Annotated in this window: 16 protein-coding genes and 2 tRNA genes; 6 read left to right on the top strand and 12 right to left on the bottom strand. The window is 62.3% G+C overall.

Going from position 1 to position 17,266, the window contains the following annotated elements:
* The first annotated feature begins 39 nt into the window (after positions 1-39).
* The 3 genes from recJ (at position 40) to TRIHO_RS15350 (ending at position 2,258) form a co-directional block, all read left to right on the top strand.
* Positions 40-1,782: a single-stranded-DNA-specific exonuclease RecJ gene (gene recJ, locus TRIHO_RS15360; protein ID WP_068245532.1), complete on the top strand. Its 1,743-nt coding sequence runs from the start codon at positions 40-42 to the stop codon at positions 1,780-1,782.
* 111 nt (positions 1,783-1,893) lie between these two features.
* Positions 1,894-1,968, top strand: a tRNA-Glu gene (locus tag TRIHO_RS15355).
* Between the two features lie 215 nt (positions 1,969-2,183).
* Positions 2,184-2,258: transfer RNA gene (locus TRIHO_RS15350), tRNA-Glu, on the top strand.
* A 64-nt stretch (positions 2,259-2,322) separates the two neighbouring features.
* On the opposite strand, the gene pdxR is transcribed toward TRIHO_RS15350, so the two are convergent.
* The 7 genes from pdxR to TRIHO_RS15315 form a co-directional block, all read right to left on the bottom strand.
* Entirely contained in the window at positions 2,323-3,717 is a 1,395-nt protein-coding gene (pdxR, locus tag TRIHO_RS15345) for a MocR-like pyridoxine biosynthesis transcription factor PdxR (protein ID WP_068245529.1), read from the bottom strand.
* A gap of 81 nt (positions 3,718-3,798) precedes the next feature.
* The gene (locus tag TRIHO_RS15340) at positions 3,799-5,877 is read right to left on the bottom strand and encodes a molybdopterin-containing oxidoreductase family protein (RefSeq protein WP_068245656.1); all 2,079 of its coding nucleotides are present in this window, start codon (positions 5,875-5,877) and stop codon (positions 3,799-3,801) included.
* Positions 5,878-6,159: 282 nt separating this feature from the next.
* Positions 6,160-7,176, bottom strand: coding sequence for a GGDEF domain-containing protein (locus TRIHO_RS15335; protein WP_068245528.1), 1,017 nt, complete (start codon positions 7,174-7,176; stop codon positions 6,160-6,162).
* On the bottom strand, positions 7,173-7,760 hold the full coding sequence (locus TRIHO_RS15330) for a heme NO-binding domain-containing protein (protein WP_068245527.1): 588 nt from the start codon (positions 7,758-7,760) through the stop codon (positions 7,173-7,175). Before TRIHO_RS15330 ends, TRIHO_RS15335 begins: the two co-directional genes overlap by 4 nt.
* 404 nt (positions 7,761-8,164) lie before the next feature.
* Entirely contained in the window at positions 8,165-9,724 is a 1,560-nt protein-coding gene (locus tag TRIHO_RS15325) for a trimethylamine methyltransferase family protein (protein WP_068245522.1), read from the bottom strand.
* Positions 9,725-9,850: 126 nt separating this feature from the next.
* The gene (locus TRIHO_RS15320) at positions 9,851-10,540 is read right to left on the bottom strand and encodes an HAD family hydrolase (RefSeq protein WP_068245520.1); all 690 of its coding nucleotides are present in this window, start codon (positions 10,538-10,540) and stop codon (positions 9,851-9,853) included.
* Between the two features lie 51 nt (positions 10,541-10,591).
* Positions 10,592-10,876 carry a DUF3572 domain-containing protein gene (locus TRIHO_RS15315; protein WP_068245517.1) on the bottom strand — a complete coding sequence of 95 codons (285 nt, stop codon included), beginning with the start codon at positions 10,874-10,876 and terminating at the stop codon, positions 10,592-10,594.
* A 113-nt stretch (positions 10,877-10,989) separates the two neighbouring features.
* Between TRIHO_RS15315 and TRIHO_RS15310 the strand changes: the two genes are divergently transcribed.
* A complete protein-coding gene (locus TRIHO_RS15310) occupies positions 10,990-12,390 on the top strand; it encodes a diguanylate cyclase (protein ID WP_068245516.1) in 1,401 nt (466 codons plus the stop codon).
* Positions 12,391-12,632: 242 nt separating this feature from the next.
* Here the strand turns inward: TRIHO_RS15310 and TRIHO_RS15305 are convergent, their stop codons facing one another.
* From TRIHO_RS15305 to TRIHO_RS15290, 4 genes are all read right to left on the bottom strand, one after another.
* Entirely contained in the window at positions 12,633-13,187 is a 555-nt protein-coding gene (locus TRIHO_RS15305; RefSeq protein ID WP_068245514.1) for a periplasmic heavy metal sensor, read from the bottom strand.
* Positions 13,184-13,591 (bottom strand): hypothetical protein, encoded by a 408-nt coding sequence (locus tag TRIHO_RS15300; RefSeq protein ID WP_068245511.1) that lies wholly within the window; start codon positions 13,589-13,591, stop codon positions 13,184-13,186. The genes TRIHO_RS15305 and TRIHO_RS15300 overlap by 4 nt, the downstream gene beginning before the upstream one ends.
* The gene (locus tag TRIHO_RS15295) at positions 13,584-14,144 is read right to left on the bottom strand and encodes an RNA polymerase sigma factor (RefSeq protein ID WP_232367806.1); all 561 of its coding nucleotides are present in this window, start codon (positions 14,142-14,144) and stop codon (positions 13,584-13,586) included. The genes TRIHO_RS15300 and TRIHO_RS15295 overlap by 8 nt, the downstream gene beginning before the upstream one ends.
* Before the next feature lie 136 nt (positions 14,145-14,280).
* Positions 14,281-14,778 carry an EF-hand domain-containing protein gene (locus tag TRIHO_RS15290; RefSeq protein WP_068245509.1) on the bottom strand — a complete coding sequence of 166 codons (498 nt, stop codon included), beginning with the start codon at positions 14,776-14,778 and terminating at the stop codon, positions 14,281-14,283.
* A gap of 278 nt (positions 14,779-15,056) precedes the next feature.
* Between TRIHO_RS15290 and TRIHO_RS15285 the strand changes: the two genes are divergently transcribed.
* Together TRIHO_RS15285 and TRIHO_RS15280 are read left to right on the top strand one after the other, a co-directional pair.
* On the top strand, positions 15,057-15,479 hold the full coding sequence (locus tag TRIHO_RS15285) for a DUF983 domain-containing protein (protein ID WP_068245508.1): 423 nt from the start codon (positions 15,057-15,059) through the stop codon (positions 15,477-15,479).
* Positions 15,480-15,589: 110 nt separating this feature from the next.
* The gene (locus TRIHO_RS15280; protein WP_068245505.1) at positions 15,590-16,309 is read left to right on the top strand and encodes an NUDIX hydrolase; all 720 of its coding nucleotides are present in this window, start codon (positions 15,590-15,592) and stop codon (positions 16,307-16,309) included.
* 39 nt (positions 16,310-16,348) lie between these two features.
* Here TRIHO_RS15280 and TRIHO_RS15275 read toward each other — a convergent pair whose 3' ends face one another.
* Positions 16,349-17,251, bottom strand: coding sequence for a DMT family transporter (locus TRIHO_RS15275; RefSeq protein WP_068245502.1), 903 nt, complete (start codon positions 17,249-17,251; stop codon positions 16,349-16,351).
* Positions 17,252-17,266: the final 15 nt, after the last annotated feature.

Genomic DNA, 17,266 nt, shown 5'->3' with positions numbered 1-17,266 from the left:
TGCCTATGATCTTGTGTTTGTGAAACGGAGCCGTGGAATTTGAGCTTTCTGGGTGTCGAGACTTCTTTGACGGGACGCCGCTGGATTGGCCCCGGTGTTGATCAGGCGCGCGCCAGCGAACAGCTGGCACAAGACAGCGGACTGCCCGCTGCGGTCTGTCAGGTGCTGGCGCGGCGCGGAGTGCCCGCACATGAAGCGATGGGATTTCTGTCGCCGCAACTTAAGGAACTGCTGCCCGATCCCCGCCGCCTGAAGGATATGGAAGCCGCAGCCGCCCGGTTCTTGCAAGCCATCGAGGCGCGGCAGAAGATCGCGATCTTTGCCGACTACGACGTCGATGGCGGCGCCTCTGCCGCCCTGCTGCTGGTGTACCTGCGTCAGATGGGCCGGGATGCGACGCTTTATATTCCCGACCGCATCGACGAAGGCTATGGCCCCAACGAGCAGGCGATGGCCGCCCTTGCCCGCGATCACGACCTGATCGTCTGCGTCGATTGCGGAACCCTGTCACATGCGCCGATCGCAGCTGCCAAGGGCGCAGATGTGGTGGTGCTGGATCACCACCTCGGTGCAGAAACGCTGCCCGACTGTGTCGCCGTTGTGAACCCGAACCGACAGGATGAGACCGGCGATCTTGGCTATCTCTGTGCGGCGGGTGTGGTGTTTCTGATGCTGGTGGACGTGCGCCGTCAGGCCCGCGAAAAAGGCTTGGGCATGGGGCCGGACCTTATGGCCTTGCTGGATCTTGTCGCGCTCGCAACGGTTGCTGATGTGGCGCCGCTGATCGACGCCAACCGGGCGCTGGTCCGGCAGGGGCTGAAGGTCATGGCAAGACGCGCGCGCGTCGGCCTTGTGGCGCTGGCCGATGTGTCCCGGATGGATTCCGCGCCCTCGACCTACCACCTTGGTTTCTTGCTGGGGCCCCGCATCAATGCTGGTGGGCGCATTGGACAGGCGGATCTGGGCGCCCGCCTGCTGGCCTGCGAGAACCCGCACGAGGCCGCCGCCCTTGCCGAGAGGCTGGATCAGCTCAACACCGACCGGCGTGACATCGAAAACGCCGTTCGCGCCGCAGCCCTGGAACAGGCAGAGGCACGCGGTTTTGATGCCCCCTTGGTCTGGGCGGCGGGCGAGGGCTGGCATCCTGGCGTTGTCGGGATCGTGGCCTCGCGCCTGAAAGAGGCAACCGGACGCCCCGCCGTCGTCATCGGGCTGGATGGCGACGAAGGCAAGGGGTCTGGCCGCTCCGTTGCGGGCATTGACCTCGGCGCTGCGATCCAGCGGATGGCCCAGGACGGGTATTTGCTCAAAGGCGGCGGCCACCGCATGGCGGCCGGTCTCACGGTTGCGCGTGACCAGCTGGAACCGGCAATGGCACGCCTGTCCGAGCTGTTGGAGAAACAGGGCGCCGGGGACCTCGGTCCCTCCGATCTGAAGCTCGATGGCATGTTGATGCCCGGCGCGGCGACGGTGGACCTCATCGAACAGATCGAACAGGCCGGCCCCTTCGGGGCGGGCGCCCCTGCCCCGCGGTATGGGTTTCCGGACCTGGCAGTGCGCTTTGCCAAACGTGTCGGCGAATCCCATCTCAAGGTCAGCCTCGCCGACGGGATGGGCGGTAATATTGACGCCATCAGCTTTGGCGCATTTGACACGGCACTGGGGCCTCGGCTGCTGGAACATGGCGGCGCGCGCTTTCACGTCGCGGGGCGGCTTGAGGTCAACACCTGGGGCGGACGGCAAAGCGCGCAATTGCGTCTGGAAGATGCCGCCGAAGCCTAGGCCCGCCGGTTTCGCGCCTGCTTTCGCCTGTGTATAAGAAATTTCTCCCGGACAGCGCTTTTTCGCTTGCGGGGCGGAGCGCAAAACCCTAGATACGCGCTCACACCGCGTGGCCCGTTCGTCTATCGGTTAGGACGCCAGGTTTTCAACCTGGAAAGAGGGGTTCGATTCCCCTACGGGCTGCCACTTTACCCTCCTAACACAATACTGCTTTTGATCTGTTGTCTCGCCTTTGGCGAAGACGCCGCTCGGGTTGCGTCTGGCAAACGCACTGGCTTATGGCGCTGTTTTAAAAGCGTTTTTGAAATCCCTTGGGCCTGTCGCAAAAACTTTGAACTTTCTGCCGTTTCCCTCTTGCGTAGCCATGGGGGACTGAGTAAACACCCCCTCACGCGCAGCGCGGCCCGTTCGTCTATCGGTTAGGACGCCAGGTTTTCAACCTGGAAAGAGGGGTTCGATTCCCCTACGGGCTGCCAATTTTTTTTATACGCTGGCGCAATCCACCACTCACATACGTCAAGACCGCGCTTGCGGCGGGGATTACTCTGTTGAGGAAATGACCCGTCGCAGGCGTTGCAACGCGTCCTGCTGTTCATCCAGATCATTGAGACAGGCCCCGAGAACCGCGCCGTTAAAGGCCCCGGCGCGACGGCTGAAGCTCGACAATGCATCTACGCCAACGCCATTTTTCCGGGCCTCTGCTGCGATCTTGCTGTCACTCAACCCTGGCCGCAGATGCAGCACCACCTGCATGCCGGCATGATGATCGACAACCTCGCCCACATCCGCAAAATCACGTCCCAGCCGTTCGATCAGGGTGCGGTGCCGTTCGGCATAGACACGGCGCACCCGGCGCAGATGGCGATAGAACTCGCCCTGCAGCATGAAATCCGCAAGGGCGGCCTGTGGCATTGCGCTGGCCCGGGCCCCCTTGCGGAGGATGGTGCGCCGCATCTGTTCAACCAGCCTGTCCGGCGCGACAATATAGCCCAGACGCAAACCGTTCGAGAAAATCTTTGAAAAGCTGCCGATATAGACGGTGCGTCCCTGGCTATCGACGCTCGCCAGCGCTGGGATCGGCCGCCCTGCATAACGGAATTCGGAATCATAGTCGTCTTCGATGATCCATCCCTGCGACTGGGCCGCCCAGGCGACAAAGCTTTGCCGTCGCCCGGCGCTCATCGCGCCGCCCAAAGGATATTGGTGCGAGGGGGTCAATGCCACCACATCTGTCCCATCGCCGACGGTCGGGACCTCCGCGCCCTGATCATCCAGGCAGAGATCGCGGATCAGATGGCCCTGGGCCTCGGCGAACTGGCGGATCGGCGGGAACCCCGGATCCTCGACCCCAATGGTGCCGCTGCCGGAGGCCAGCGCAGACAGGCAGAGATCGAGCGCCTCGGTGGCGCCGGAGGTGACAAACACCTGCTCGGGGCGGGCCGCAATCCCACGCCAGTCCCGCACATGGGCGGCAATCGCCTGGCGCAACTGCGGATGGCCAAAGGGACCGCAGCCGGTCAACAGATCCGTCGGACGCGTCCGACAGAGCCGGGACACACATTTCGCCCAGGCGCCATGCGGGAACAGCCGCATATCGGGCTCTCCCGCCTCGAGCAGCAACGGGCCCTGCACCGTAAGCTCCTGCACCGGCGGCGGACGCACATCGGGCGGCAGCTCCACCTCGCCCATGGCGCACACCCGGTAGCCGGACCCGCGCCGCGCCGCGAGATATCCTTCGGCTACCAGTTGTTCATAGGCGGTGACCACGGTTGCCCGCGCCACCCCCAGATCTGCCGCCAGCGCCCGGGTCGCGGGCAGGCGCGCGCCCGAGCCCAGCCCGCCAGAGCGAATACGGCTGCGGATCGCCGCGCAGATCTGTTCAAAGATCGGCAGCTCGGAATTGCGGTCCAGCAGAACTCCCGCAGGGGCAAGCATCACGGAATTGGCCTTGGTACGTTTCTTCGCGGGCAAAGCTACGACCAGACCAAATCGGATGCAACCATCTGCCGCCCCCGCCTAAGCGGAGGCCGGATCAACAGGACAGGCCAAAAGTTCGACGAATGTCTCGTTGTAGCAGGCCCCGTCCCCGATATCGGTGCGCAGGCTGGATGAGATCAAAGCATTCGCCGTCAAACCGGTGCGAGATGTTTTCCGCCAGGCCCCTTTGGGCGCATAGACCACGCCGGGCTGCATCGCGTCTGAAATCCGCAGCACGAATGTCACCGCACCGCGAGCGTTGCGAATTTCGACCAAGGCTCCGTCTTTCAGGCCACGCGCAGCGGCGTCCCTGGGATGCACCTCGAGATGTTCAGGCCCCTCTGACAACGGGGCGCTGCCAAAGATCGAATTGATGCGCTTTTCCGAACTTGGCGTGATCAGAACCAGGGGGAGATCCTGCCGCGCCGGGTCATAACGCGGCACGCCGAATCCGAACCTCTCCTGAAGCGCGTCGCTGAACAACTCGATACGGCCGGACTTGGTCGCCGGGCGAACGGTATCGCACAGAACCAGCGCCGCGCCTTCCGCTGCCTGCATTTCCAACGCGCGGTCGGTCCCCATCTCGCTCGGCCGACGGCCCGCGAACTGAGGATGGCTGGCATCCATGGCGTCATCCATCAATGCGATATCGCTGGCCTGGTGGGCGTCTTCGGTGAAACCAAAACGGGCCGCCAAGCGACGAAAAATTTCGGTGTTGGGCAGGCTTTCCCCCACCGTGGCAATCACCGGCTCGGCCCGTTGAACATAGTTCTGACCGTAGGCGGCAAAGATCTCGTCATGTTCAAAATGGCTGGCTGCGGGCAGGATGATGTCGCAATAGGCCATGCTATCGGTCATCACCACATCGCACCCCACTACAAACAGCTCTTCCTGGCTCAGCGCCTCGATCATCCGGGTCTGATCCGGATGCGTGGCAACCGGGTTGTGATTGTAGATCATCACGGCCCCCACCGGGGTCGCCTGCTTGCGGTCCAGCATCAGCCGCGCGACATCAAGGATATTGACCACCCGCGTGCCGGGATCAATCAGATGATCGCCCTGCAACCGGGCCCGCGTCTTTGGCGCGGCCAGCCCGGATTTCGCAATCACCCCCGCGCCCGGACGACCGTGCTGCCCCAGCAGAGCATTCAGCGCCATCGCCGCGCGCAGGCCCGAGCCACCCGAACGTCCACGCTCCATCCCGTTTCCGGTCGAGGTCGCCATGTTCTTGGCCGTCTGCAACCAATCGACCAGCTGCCGCAGATCCGCCTCGGCCACGCCGCAGATATCCGCCGTGGCAGCCAGCGAGTAGGTGCGCGCCTCGGCCATATAGGCCTCAACGCCGACGGTCCACTGCCCGATAAACTCCAGATCGAAAGCCGCCCGGCGTTCCAGTTCGGATGCGAGGCCCTGCGCCAGAACCACGTCAGTGCCGGGACGCACTTGCAGATACAGATCCGCCTGTTGTGCGATTTTGATCCGCTTGGGATCAATGACCACCAGCCGCGCGCCTTTGGCGCGGGCCGCCTTGATCACCCGGGTGAAGTGCAGGTTCGAAACCGAGACATTGTTGCCCCAGACCAGAATCAGATCGGACAGAACCGCCTGCTCCGGCGGCATGCCGGGAACGTTTCCATAAAGGCTCTCGTAGGCCAATCCGCGGACACCGCCACACAGCGGCCCCCGGTCCATCCGTGTCGCCCCCAGCCGGTAGAAAAACCGCCTGTCCAGCGACCCGCCGGCCAGTTCCCCATGCGGGCCGGCATAGTTCAGCGGCAGGACAGATTGCGCGCCATAGCGGTCGATGGAGGCCTGCAGCCCGGCATGAACCGCATCCAGCGCCACATCCCAGCTGATCTGTTCGTACTGGCCAGAGCCCCGTGGACCGCTACGGCGAAGCGGATGGGTCAGACGCGCGGCCCCGTGCACGAAATCCGGATAGGCCCGCGCCACCTTGTTGCAGACCACCCCTGCAGTATAAGGATTGGCATCAGAGCCCCGGACCGCCAGCACACGTCCATCGGCGACCTCAACACTCAGGCTGCAGGTGTCCGGGCAGTCCAAAGGGCAGACGCTGGCGAGGGTCTGAACCTCGATCTCTGGACGGGTTTGAGACATGAAATCGCTCCGCTTGGTGGTGTTCTCCATCGCGGTGATACCGATCAGGCAGCACGGTACAAAGCGCCACTATCAATCATTTTCGCCAGACCACTTTGACCCGTCACAGCCGTGCTGACCCAGCTGAAGGAGATGAGTCACAGACCGCGCCTGCCCCCTGACAGGGTCGGTTGATCAGATGGGCCCCATCGGGCGCGGGCGGCAGGGCAGCGCCATCCAGCGCCCCAGCCTCACCCTGCCTGCCTGCCAAGGACAGAAAAGCTAGCAGGACCAAGCATCAGCTCACGCAGTTTTGCTGTCCTGTTCCATCATTTGCGCCTCTTGCTGGGGCGCGTAGAACATATGCTGCGCCCGTCCCGCCCGTTTGGCCGCATAAAGCGCCACATCGGCCTGGTGCAGCAGCTGCGCCGCATCCGGTGCCAGCATGGACGACGACAGCGATGTGCCGACCGAGGCCGAGATCTTGCAGGTTTCGGCCCCATACATGATCGGTTCCTCCAACCGGGAGATCAACCGATTGGCGAGCTCATTGAGGCGGTCGCGATCCATCAACCCTTCGAAGATGAGGACAAATTCATCGCCGCCGACCCGGGCAACGGTGTCGGACTTGCGGGTGCATTCCACCATGATGGCGGCAACCCGCTGCAACACAGCATCCCCCGCCGCATGGCCAAAAGTGTCGTTGACCTGTTTAAAGAAGTCGAGATCCACATGCATGAGCGCAAAATCGCGGCCGCTTGTGATCAGGCGGTTCAACACATGATCCATCGCCCGACGGTTTTTCAAACCGGTCAGCGTGTCGGTAAAGGCCTGCTCTTCCGCGGCGATCTTTGCCCCCTGAAGCCGCAGGTTCAGCTGCCGCGACGCTTCCATCGCGGCGGATTTTGCTTCCACGAGATAGAGCATCTCGATGGTCAGATCCGTGGGCGAGAAGTCCTGGCTCGTCAGGTTGAAGTCGCGGACGGCATCCAGGACAGAGATCCCAAAAGACAGGTTGATAAAGGCCCCCCGCCCCTCCGGCAGTGGCACCAGCACCCCTTTCATGCGGGTATGCGGTTCCGAACGAAGCTGGAAATGCAGCTTGCTGCCGGTGGTTTCCAACAGGTCGGCGATCGACTTGACCCAGCGGGGCCGCTGCAATTCGAAGATGTCAAAGAAGGGCTGGTCAGCCCAGCTGGCTCCGCTGCTGAGTTTTTGCAATGTGGGACCGAAGCTGACGATCTTGCCCTCGGCGTTGATGATCACATGCAAGGGGCAGATTTGATTGGCCAAAGCCTTCAGGTCATCAAAACTCATCATAGTGGATGCGCCCCCAGATCAAAGCTCCGGCCTTCGGAGAACTCGCTCTCGATCAACGTGATGGAAATCACATCCGCCCCGTCCTGCGTTCCGGTTTGATCGAGAATGACCAGGGCACCATAGTCATCGGCCATTGCCCGCAGAACGCCGGTCATGACCTGTGCATAGCCGGGGACGCCGGGATGACAGAGCAGATCGAACTGACCAGGCGCCTGTTCGATCAATTCCAGCCCCGGCAAATGCAGGTCAGAAACAGCCAAGCGGGCGCGATCCGGCAGATCGTCCAGAGAGTGCAGGAAATCGACATAGTTGACGCCGCCAAACCGCAAGAGCCGTCGCAGTGCCTCGACCTGCGGGTTCGAGACAAGAAACGTGCCGACGTCTTCCAGAATTTCCGGCAACGGACGCTCCAGGCGGCGCTCCACCGCGCGCAGCATCCGCATGGATTGATCTTCCGGGTACACAAGCATGGCTTCGAACTCGGCAAACCCAAGCTCGCTCGCATCCATGATTTCATCCCAACGTTTTGCCCCATAGGTACTGGTGACAAACGCCTGAACGGCCCTGTTGATCAAACCGTGCATACGGTCTTTCCCTATTTCACCTTTGGACCAGACTTAAACGCGCATGCTTAAGAAAGGCCGAATATTTACAATTTCGTATTCTTCATAACGCATTCACTGGCGGCGTCACGCAGGTGTGCATGCCATCCCGTCCGGCCACCGAAAATACAGAACAAGAGCCAATGGGACCGGGCCCATGAACTCAATCATCCTGACGTCGCGAATCGCTCGTTTTACTCTCCCAGCACCGCTTTCAGCGCCTGATACGCCTGCTAGGCGGGAGTTTTTACTCGTTCCCTATCGTTTCCGTGTTGCTCGTAACGTGGGCACCATAGTGCAAAACCTCCCGCGCTCCAACAATTTGTGAGCGCGGCGGGTCAATTCGTTAGGAAAGTTACCGAACAAAGGCAGCGCAAGACAGAAAGTTAAAAATCTGTAGGGGCGCCGCCCTCGGCCTTGCGACGGGCGACAAAGGCAGCAAGTTCCTCGCGGATGGCCGGATCCATTTCAGGTTCCTGATATTCGGCCAGAATATCCTTGAACATCTTGTTGGCGCGTTCCGCGGTCCAGACACTGCCCGCCGCCTCCCAGGCTTCGTAGTTGCGCCAATCGCTCAGAAACGGCTGATAGAACGCGGTGGCATAGCGATCCTGGGTGTGCTGGATGCCAAAGAAATGCCCCTCGTTGCCGACCTCGCGGATCGCATCCAGCGCGATTTCATCCACTCCGGTCGCGTTGATCGACGGATCCATATATCGCTGGATCATCTGCAGCACTTCGCAGTCCATAATGAATTTTTCCGGGCTTGCGATCAGCCCGCCCTCCAGCCAGCCAGCGGCGTGATAGACCATATGGGTGCCGGATTGCACCGCCGCCCAGAGCGAATTTGATGTCTCCCACATCGCTTGGCCATCGGGGACATTCGCGGCGCAGACCCCGGAGGAGCGCAGCGGCAGGTTATAGAAGCGCGCCATCTGACCTGTCATCTGGGTCGCCCGCATGTATTCCGGCGTGCCAAAGGCAGGCGCGCCGGATTTCATATCAACATTCGACGTGAACGTGCCAATGGCGCAAGGGGCGCCGGGACGGACATATTGAAACAACGCAATTGCACAGAGAGATTCCGCCAGGGACTGTGCGACCGCCCCCGCCATCGTTACCGGCGCCATCGCCCCCGCCAGCGTAAAGGGCGACACCACTACAGGCTGGCCACGCCGGATGAGACGCAAAGACCCGTCGATCATCGGCTCGTCATGTTTGAGCGGCGAGGTGGAATTGATATTGGTGTACATATGCGGCTTGGCCTCGAACTCGGCCTCGCTCAATCCGCCCGCAATCCGCACCATTTCCATCACATCCTCGACCCGCTCCTTGCCGAGCGAATAGGCATGCATGACTTTGTCGGTCAGCGTCAGCTTGTCATAGAGAACATCCAGATGGCGGGTGGAGGCATGCAGGTCCACGGGTTCAACCGGGTAGCCGCCTGCAAAATGGATACAGTTGAAGTACTGCGTCAGCTTCAACAAATTCTGACAATGCACCCGCGTACCGGGGACTTTTTTGTTCAGATCGAGATCCCAGTAGTTCGGCGGCGAGGAGACATTGCCGAACACCATCGTGTTGCCGCCGATGCGGATTGCGTGATCCGGATTGCGCGGTGTGAGGGTGAATTCAGATGGCGCCTTGGCGATCATCTCCATGACAAAATCACGATCCATCCGCACCAGCGCGCCATCGACCTTGACCCCGGCCTGCCGAAAGATCGCAAGCGCCTCGTCATTGAGGAACATCACGCCGATTTCTTCGAGGATACGCATCGCGCCATCGTGAATGGCGGCGATCCCTTCCGGTGTCAGCGGCTCAACGGGGCGGTCGATATTGAGGGGCGGCGCCCAGGGCATCTGTTCGAGCGTGGCCGTGCCGCGACGGGCCGCGGCCCCTGCCCTGCCGCCCCCGCGGCGTTTGCGCGCAACTGTCTGCGACATGGTGCCCCTCTCCTGGGTCTGAAATCTGGATATCCTGTCACAATGGGCCAGACCTCCCCGGACACACCTGTCCATTACCGACACGCCATGTCGTTTTCCCGTCGGCACCTGCCGCACAGGTTCGGGTTAACGCGCCAGCCAGGCCGGGATATGACCGATATTGGGCAAGACCACATCGGCCATCGGCGCAAGGTCCACTTCTCCGGCCATGCCCGTCAGAACGCCGATCGTCTGCATGCCCGCCGCCCGTCCGGCGATCAGGTCGTGCAGACTGTCACCCACCATCGCAGTGGCAGCAGGGGCAACCGACACCGCCTCGCAGAAGGCCAGCAAGGGGTCGGGGGCGGGCTTCGCCCCGAACCCACTATCCGCACCGATCACCATATCGAACCGGTCGATCACGCCCGTTCGGGTCAGATGCCGACGTGCGGAGTGTTCGCCATCATTTGTCATCACCCCCAGCTTTAGGCCCAGCGCCCGCAACCCATCGAGAAACGGCGCCAAAGGCACAGCTTGCGCCAGGTCTGCCTCGGCGGCGCTACGGGTCAGGTATTGCGCGATCTCCTCCACACTCATTGCCGTCACATAGGGCGCCAGACAGAGGGCGATTTCCTCGTTTGTCCCTGCGATGGCAATGCTGTCCGGATAAAACGCGCCCTCCTGCAGATCGAACCGCAGCGCATCGGCCATCGCCGCAAGACGGCCCGCATCCCCCGCGGCCAGTTGCGTCAGCATGGATTTCGACCACCCATTCCAGGTGCTGGCGAAATCGAACAGCGTGCCGTCCTTGTCAAACAAGAGCGCAGAAAGAGTCATGAGGCGTTTCCTTGAAATGTGGTCGTCAGGACAGCGGGCCGAAATCCCCGGTCAGGTCCAGTGCATCTGGTCGCCGCCCGGCAATGCGGCCCGGGCTTCGACCAGCGTGGTATAGGCAACCCCCTCGCTGTCGCAAAACGCCATGACCCAGGCATCGTCCATCAGCAGGAAATCAAGAACAGCCCCGAGAAATGCCGCGTCCTCCACACGGGCCCGCAGATCCGCCAGCGATGCGCCGCTGGCGTTAAGAAACACGGGCAACAATTCGTCGTTGGCCGCCAGCCAGCTCAGCGCTTTTAGGCTCAAAACCTCTGCACGATCGGCGGAAAATGGCATCCTGGCCTCCTTCTCGACACTTTTAGGTCAATTTGCTTTAAACTCGAAACGGTTTGTTAACCAGTCTCATCAACACTCAAGTCACTAAGAGTGAAGAAATAAAGGGTTTTGACTTGCAAGGCACGGTCCTCCTCATAGATGGGGTCTCCATCAATCGCATCGTTCTGAAGGTGCAACTGACAGCGGCCTGTTTTCAGGTGCTGCAGGCGGATAGTGTCGCGGCTGCAATGGCGCTGACCGGGGACAATCGTCCCGATCTGGTTTTGACGGCCATTACCCTGCCGGACGGCGACGCCGCCGATGTCAAACGCGGCTTGGCGCGCCATCCTCAGCTTGCCAATGTGCCGGTTATTGCGCTCAGCACGGAAAACGATCGCAGCACGCGGATCAAGGCACTGTCTGCCGGCATCGACGAGGTTCTGCCGCAGCCGGTGGACGAGATGATCCTCCAGGCGCGCATCCGCAGCCTGCTGCGCATGCGCATGCAGGATGAAGATCTGCATCTGCGCGAGGACGGCCCCCATTCCCTGATGATGCCCCTGAAAGATGCGGTATCCCAGGCGCCGCGCGCGAACACCAATGTTGCGCTGGTTTGCCACGATCTGCAGACCGCGCAGAAATGGAAAGGCCGGCTTTCGTCTCAGGTTGGCTATACCCTGCGGACTCACACGGTGGACGCCATCCAGGAACTGATGCGCTCGCCGGTACCCGATGTCATCGTCATCGAGCTCAATGAATTATCGGCAGGTCTGTCGCTGCGGTTGCTGGCGGATCTGCGGGCGCGCGTTACCACCCGCGACTGTGTCGTGATTGCCGTGCCCAACCCGGCGGACGCCAATATCGCGGCCGAAGCGCTGGATCGTGGGGCACATGATGTGTTGCACTGCGGATTTCAGGTCGAAGAGCTTGCCCTGCGGATCAACACCCAGCTGCAATACAAACACCGCGCGGAAATGATCCGTGACAACCTGCGCAGCGGCCTTCGTGCCGCGATGGAGGACCCGATGACGGGTCTTTACAATCGGCGCTATGCCAAGCCCTTTCTGGAGCGTGTCGTGCAAGAAGCCGACCAGACCGGTCAGCAATTTGCGGTCATGGTTGCGGATCTCGATCACTTCAAGAAGATCAACGATCAATACGGCCACCCGGTCGGTGACGCCGTTCTGGTCGAGGCCGCCCGTCGCCTGCAGGTTGCGCTGCGCGGATGCGACCTTCTGGCCCGGATCGGCGGCGAGGAATTCATGGTGGTCATGCCTGGCATTTCCAGCAACGAGGTTGCCAGCATGGCCGCGCGTCTCTGCGCCGCGATCAACGCCACCCCGTTCACGGTCGCGGGCGTGGCGGCTCCCATAGAGGTCACCATCAGTGTCGGGGCGGTCGTCGGCGGACATGGCAAGCCCGAGGCGCTGGTCGATGACCTCATCGCGCTTGCAGACCGCGCGCTTTATGATGCCAAACATGCCGGTCGCAATCGCTCATCGATCCGAGAGTCCGGCCACTCAGCCGCCGCCTGACGCCACTCTTGGATCCGCGCAGGCCGCGCCGGACCATGTGCCAGAGCCTATAGCGGTGCGGGCGACGACGCGCGCGGGGCGGCAGTAGGCCGTCTCACCTGCGGCACAGTCTCTACCTGTCCGCACCTTTTCAGTCGCACCAGACTGACAGATGTCGCTGAGCAGCCCCCGTCACCGCAGGCCCCGTCACCGCAAGCCCCCTTCCAGAACGTCATCAAAACTCCAGAACGTCCCCCAAACGCTCAGTTGCGTTTTGCCGCGCCGTCTTTTGAACTGTCCCGCAGCCTGTCATGGGGCGAAGGTTTGCGGAAACGGGAAATATGGCGATCCACCTTGACGGCAAAAGCGGCGCGCTCCGGCGCGCTCATCTGCTGCAGCTGCCCGATCCAGGCCTCCTGCATCGTGTTGTGAAAAAGGTCTATCTCTTCGGACTGCTCGGTGATCCGGCGCCGCAACTCGGCAACATCCAGCCTGTCCTGGCGGATCACTTCCAGCAGCTCATTCAGCTCGGCCACGCGACGCTCAACGATGTTTTCGTAGTTGCCTTCGGCCAGTCGGCGCAATTTCTCGCGCTCCGCCGGATCAAAGCTGCGATACATGACGCCGCCAATCGCATCCGCCGCCGCCGGTGGCGGTGGTGCCTTGTGGCGGCGCTTGCCCGCTTGCGGATCATCGCGCAGCATCGCCCCGGCCAGCACCCCGACCACGACCAGATTGGCCCCCAGCGACAACGCAAAGACCAGCTTCAACCAGCGCGGCCAACGCGAAGTGCTCTTGGTATCCGATGTATCCGTCATTGCATATCCTCGGCCAGAACCGTGGCCAGATCGAAGGTTTCATAGGCGGCATAGTCCTCGCCGCTCACCGACACTGTGGGTTGGCCGATCGCGTTCAGTCCGGGCAGGGACAGGATCGCCTCCGGCCCGGCAAAGCCAATCCAAAGCCCGGTACAACTGGCCGCGACCATGCCACTCACGGATGCCCAGCCCCCCAATGCGGCCACCAGGATCGAGAGCGCCCCCCCACCCGTCGCCGGGGCGCGTGTGGCCCTCGTTGCCTGCCAGCGCGACTGTTCGGTTTCAGCCTCGGCAAGAATGGTCGCAACAAGATGGTCCGGCAGCGCAACCGGGGTCGCGCGCGCCTGAGAGAACAGCGCCTCCAGCTTGTCTGTTTCGTCACGCTCTGTGTGATGATCAGTCATCCTGATACCCCAATTCTTCCCGTCGTCCGGACAACGCCACCGCCAAGGCCCGCTTGCCCCGCGCTGTCAGACTTTCCACGGCCTCGACGCCGATCTCCATGATCCCGGCGATTTCCGGGTTCGTCAGCTCTTCGATATGTCTCAGCACCACGGCCTGACGCTGACGCTCCGGCAATGTCATCAGCGCCGCCTGCAGCGCATCGCTGCGCGCGCGGTTCTGCAAACTCTCGGCCGCACTGGCGGCCGGATCAGCGGGCTCAGGCACCGCATCCAGATCGAGATGCCCGCCCCTTGCGCGTCGCTTGACGTCGATACAAAGGTTCATAGTCACCCGATAGAGCCAGGTGGAGACCTGTGCCTCTCCCTGGCGCCAGTCCGGTGCAATCTTCCACAGCCGGATCATGGCTTCCTGGGTGACATCTTCGGCCTCGGCGCGATTGCCAAGCACCCGCATCGCCACCCCCAACACGCGCGGACCAAGCCGCTGGGTCAGCTCACCCGCAACCGAGGTGTCGCCATTTGCGAAGCAGATCAGCAACGCTTCGTCGCTGATGTCCGGGGCGCGCGCCGTCGCCTGGACCGACGCACGGGCCGCACCGCCAGGCCCCGCTATCACGCGCGCGCCCCCCCAAACCAGGGGAGACGCAGGGCAATTGGCCCAAGTATACACTCTTCAGTCCAGATCAGACTTACTCCGAATCGCCACGTGGGCCTTTCTTATGCTGGCCGCCGTGGTGATGTTTCTTCTTCATCACCGCGTCAACGATGGCCTGCGCCGTGTCGAACTCCGCCTTGGAGATGGACCCGTCACCGTCGGTATCTGCCTTGGCCAGCAGCTTGTGCGGACCGGGGCGTTCGGGCATTTCCTCAACGCTCAGCGCGCCATCGCCGTTTTTGTCGAACCGTTCGATCATAGACGCGGTCCGTTTGGCAATCCTTTCCTGCGCCTTGGCGTTCATTTCTTCCAGGGACAGCAGGCCATCGCTATTGGTATCAACCGCATCAAACCGTTTCTGGCCGGTGGCAGCAAGTTCTGCGTCTGAAAGCGCGCCATTGCCATCCGCGTCCAGTTGTTCAAAAGTCAGCTTCTGACGCTCGGGACCAAAGCCCGGCTTTGCAACCGCAAGGGTGCCCGCCGCTGCGGTAGAGAGGGACACAAGCGTGGCAATCAGAATTCGTTTCTTCATAACTTTGTTCCTTGTTTCAGCCTCGGCAGCACTGTGCCGCCCGATGTAGAAGTCAAACGGGCCGTGGCGGGGTTTCCGTCGCGGATCGGCCAATTATTTTTTGCCCCCCCCGTTGACGCTGCGGAACGCTCTGTGGAGTGCCTTCCGGCTCCAGGTCGCCGCGTCACCCGGTCACAGCGCATTTTCGGCCGGGTTTGCATAAACCGACGCAACAGGCGACACTGGCCCCGCCCGCTCCCCCCAAGCGATGCGGCCACGATCAAGTGACGGAGCCCAAGATGACACGGAGCCAAGCCCTTGCCGCGCAGGATCGCGCCCCTGACGACCGCCCCACCAAACCCGCCCTGTGGAAGGGCTGGCGGCGGCGGTGCCCCAATTGTGGCGAAGGGCCGCTGCTCTATCGGTATCTCAAGGTCAGGGATCATTGCGACCAGTGTGGCGAAGCCTTCTACCACCACCGCGCAGACGACGGGCCGGCCTATCTGACCATCCTCGTCGTCGGGCATCTGATGGCGCCGCTGATGCACTATACCGCGTTTGAATGGCGGCCCTCACCCTGGGTCATGGCCAGCGTGTTCTCTATCGGCTGCCTGGCGGCGTCGCTCTATCTGCTGCCACGACTGAAGGGGGCCGTTGTCGCCTACCAATGGGCGCGCCGGATGTATGGATTTGAAACGGCCAAGATCAAATCCCCGGACTGACGGGACCGGGCCAGCGGGGCCTTCCCTTTCGGGCAAAAAGGCGAGACAGTGACGCCTGGGCAGGGCTGCAAGGCCCGGCCACATCAGATTTCGAACCGAAGGGACCAGGCATGACCGCGATCGCCGCGACAGGGGACAAGACAGCAATCCGCGACGCCGCAACCCTGATTGCCGTGCGCGACCGCGACAGCGCCGACCCGCAAGTCCTGATGGGGCAACGCGGGGCCAAAGCGGCCTTCATGCCAAACAAATTCGTGTTTCCAGGCGGCGCGGTCGATGCCGCTGACAGGCAGATCCCGCTTGGGCGCGCGATCCCACAGCCCTGCCGCGACCGGCTCTGTGCCGATGGCGGGGCCGAAATCTGGCAGGCGCTCTGTGTCGCCGCCATACGCGAGCTTTGGGAAGAGACCGGTTTGATCCTCGGTCAGCCGGGCCGCTGGGCTGATCCCGTGCCCGCCGATTGGCGCGATTACGCGGCGACGGGTCACGTGCCCGATGCCGCCGCCCTGACCTTTGTGTTTCGCGCCCTGACGCCCCCCGGACGCCCCCGCCGCTTTGATGCGCGGTTTTTCCTTCTGGATGCCGAGGCGCTGACGGGGGATCTCGACGATTTCTCCCGCGCCTCGGACGAGTTGTCCCATCTTCAGTGGATCCCGCTCAGCCAGGTGCGCAGCTTTGACCTGCCCTTCATCACCGAAGTGGTCCTGGCAGAGGTCACCGCGAACCTGCGATCCGGGCACCTGCCCGACAGCACGCCCTTTTTTCGCAACGATGACGAAGAGAGCCTGTTTCTGCGCCTCCACGGTCGCCCCATGCAGGACGCCGGGTGACGACACAGCCCGCCCGGCCCCCTGCAGATCAGATGGCGATTACAGCGCCAGAACCAAGGCCAGGATCGACAGCACCAGAAGCCCCATCCCGACGATCTCGCGTCGGGTAACCGTTTCCTTGAAGAAGATCAGCGACGCCAGCAGTGACAACAACAGCTCCACCTGCCCCAGGGCCTTCACATAGGCGGCATTCTGCAGGGTAAAGGCGAGGAACCAGCAGAACGAACCGGCCATGCTGGTCAGCCCGACCCAGACGGCCACCCGGCGCGCCGACCAGACCCGCCGGATTTCGCCGGGGTCGCGCAGGGCCAGCCAGACCAGCATCATCGTGGTTTGCAGGCAGACAACCACCCCAAGCGTCACCGCCGCCCGCAAGATCGCATCCGGCGCCTGCAATTGCAGGGACGCGCCGCGGTAGCTTACGGCGGAAAAGGCAAAAAGCACCCCAGAGGCAAGCCCCAGAAGCGGCCCCCGACCGGTCAATTGCCGCCAGAGGCCGACCGGGCCGTCCTTGGTCTTTGACAGCACCAGCACAGCGGCCAGGCCGATGCAGATGGCGACCCAGCCAAGCAAAGACACCTCATCGCCCAGAACCACCAATCCGACAATCGCGGTCTGAATGACTTCGGTCTTCTTGAAGGTGATGCCAACAGCGAAGTTGCGGGATTTGAACAAGGCCACGACACAGATTGTCGCGAGGATCTGGGACAGGCCGCCCACAACGGCAAAAACCCAGAACCGAAGGGACATCGCCGGAAGCGCCGCCTCGGTCGTCCGCATATAGATCCACAGCAACAGCAGGATCAGCGGAGCGGAGTAGACAAAGCGGGAAAAAGTCGCCCCGGCGGGGCTGAGGGTGACTGAACTCAGCACCTTTTGCAGCATGAAGCGCACGGTTTGAAATGTCGCGGCTGCAAGCGTGACGAAGATCCACAATGGCATGACTGACCCTTTACA

This window comes from Tritonibacter horizontis (assembly GCF_001518015.1).
Taxonomy (GTDB): Bacteria; Pseudomonadota; Alphaproteobacteria; order Rhodobacterales; family Rhodobacteraceae; genus Epibacterium; species Epibacterium horizontis.
This window is presented reverse-complemented; position numbering and strand designations above follow the sequence as displayed.

What these genes read in the sequence shown, in the direction of transcription:
- TRIHO_RS15285 (WP_068245508.1), top strand. Translation starts at nt 15,057, where the DNA reads ATGACACGGAGCCAAGCCCTTGCCGCGCAGGATCGCGCCCCTGACGAC.
- TRIHO_RS15325 (WP_068245522.1), bottom strand. Translation starts at nt 9,724, where the DNA reads ATGTCGCAGACAGTTGCGCGCAAACGCCGCGGGGGCGGCAGGGCAGGG.
- TRIHO_RS15330 (WP_068245527.1), bottom strand. Translation starts at nt 7,760, where the DNA reads ATGCACGGTTTGATCAACAGGGCCGTTCAGGCGTTTGTCACCAGTACC.
- TRIHO_RS15280 (WP_068245505.1), top strand. Translation starts at nt 15,590, where the DNA reads ATGACCGCGATCGCCGCGACAGGGGACAAGACAGCAATCCGCGACGCC.
- TRIHO_RS15305 (WP_068245514.1), bottom strand. Translation starts at nt 13,187, where the DNA reads ATGACGGATACATCGGATACCAAGAGCACTTCGCGTTGGCCGCGCTGG.
- TRIHO_RS15315 (WP_068245517.1), bottom strand. Translation starts at nt 10,876, where the DNA reads ATGCCATTTTCCGCCGATCGTGCAGAGGTTTTGAGCCTAAAAGCGCTG.
- pdxR (WP_068245529.1), bottom strand. Translation starts at nt 3,717, where the DNA reads ATGCTTGCCCCTGCGGGAGTTCTGCTGGACCGCAATTCCGAGCTGCCG.
- TRIHO_RS15290 (WP_068245509.1), bottom strand. Translation starts at nt 14,778, where the DNA reads ATGAAGAAACGAATTCTGATTGCCACGCTTGTGTCCCTCTCTACCGCA.
- TRIHO_RS15335 (WP_068245528.1), bottom strand. Translation starts at nt 7,176, where the DNA reads ATGATGAGTTTTGATGACCTGAAGGCTTTGGCCAATCAAATCTGCCCC.
- TRIHO_RS15300 (WP_068245511.1), bottom strand. Translation starts at nt 13,591, where the DNA reads ATGACTGATCATCACACAGAGCGTGACGAAACAGACAAGCTGGAGGCG.
- TRIHO_RS15320 (WP_068245520.1), bottom strand. Translation starts at nt 10,540, where the DNA reads ATGACTCTTTCTGCGCTCTTGTTTGACAAGGACGGCACGCTGTTCGAT.
- TRIHO_RS15340 (WP_068245656.1), bottom strand. Translation starts at nt 5,877, where the DNA reads ATGTCTCAAACCCGTCCAGAGATCGAGGTTCAGACCCTCGCCAGCGTC.
- TRIHO_RS15275 (WP_068245502.1), bottom strand. Translation starts at nt 17,251, where the DNA reads ATGCCATTGTGGATCTTCGTCACGCTTGCAGCCGCGACATTTCAAACC.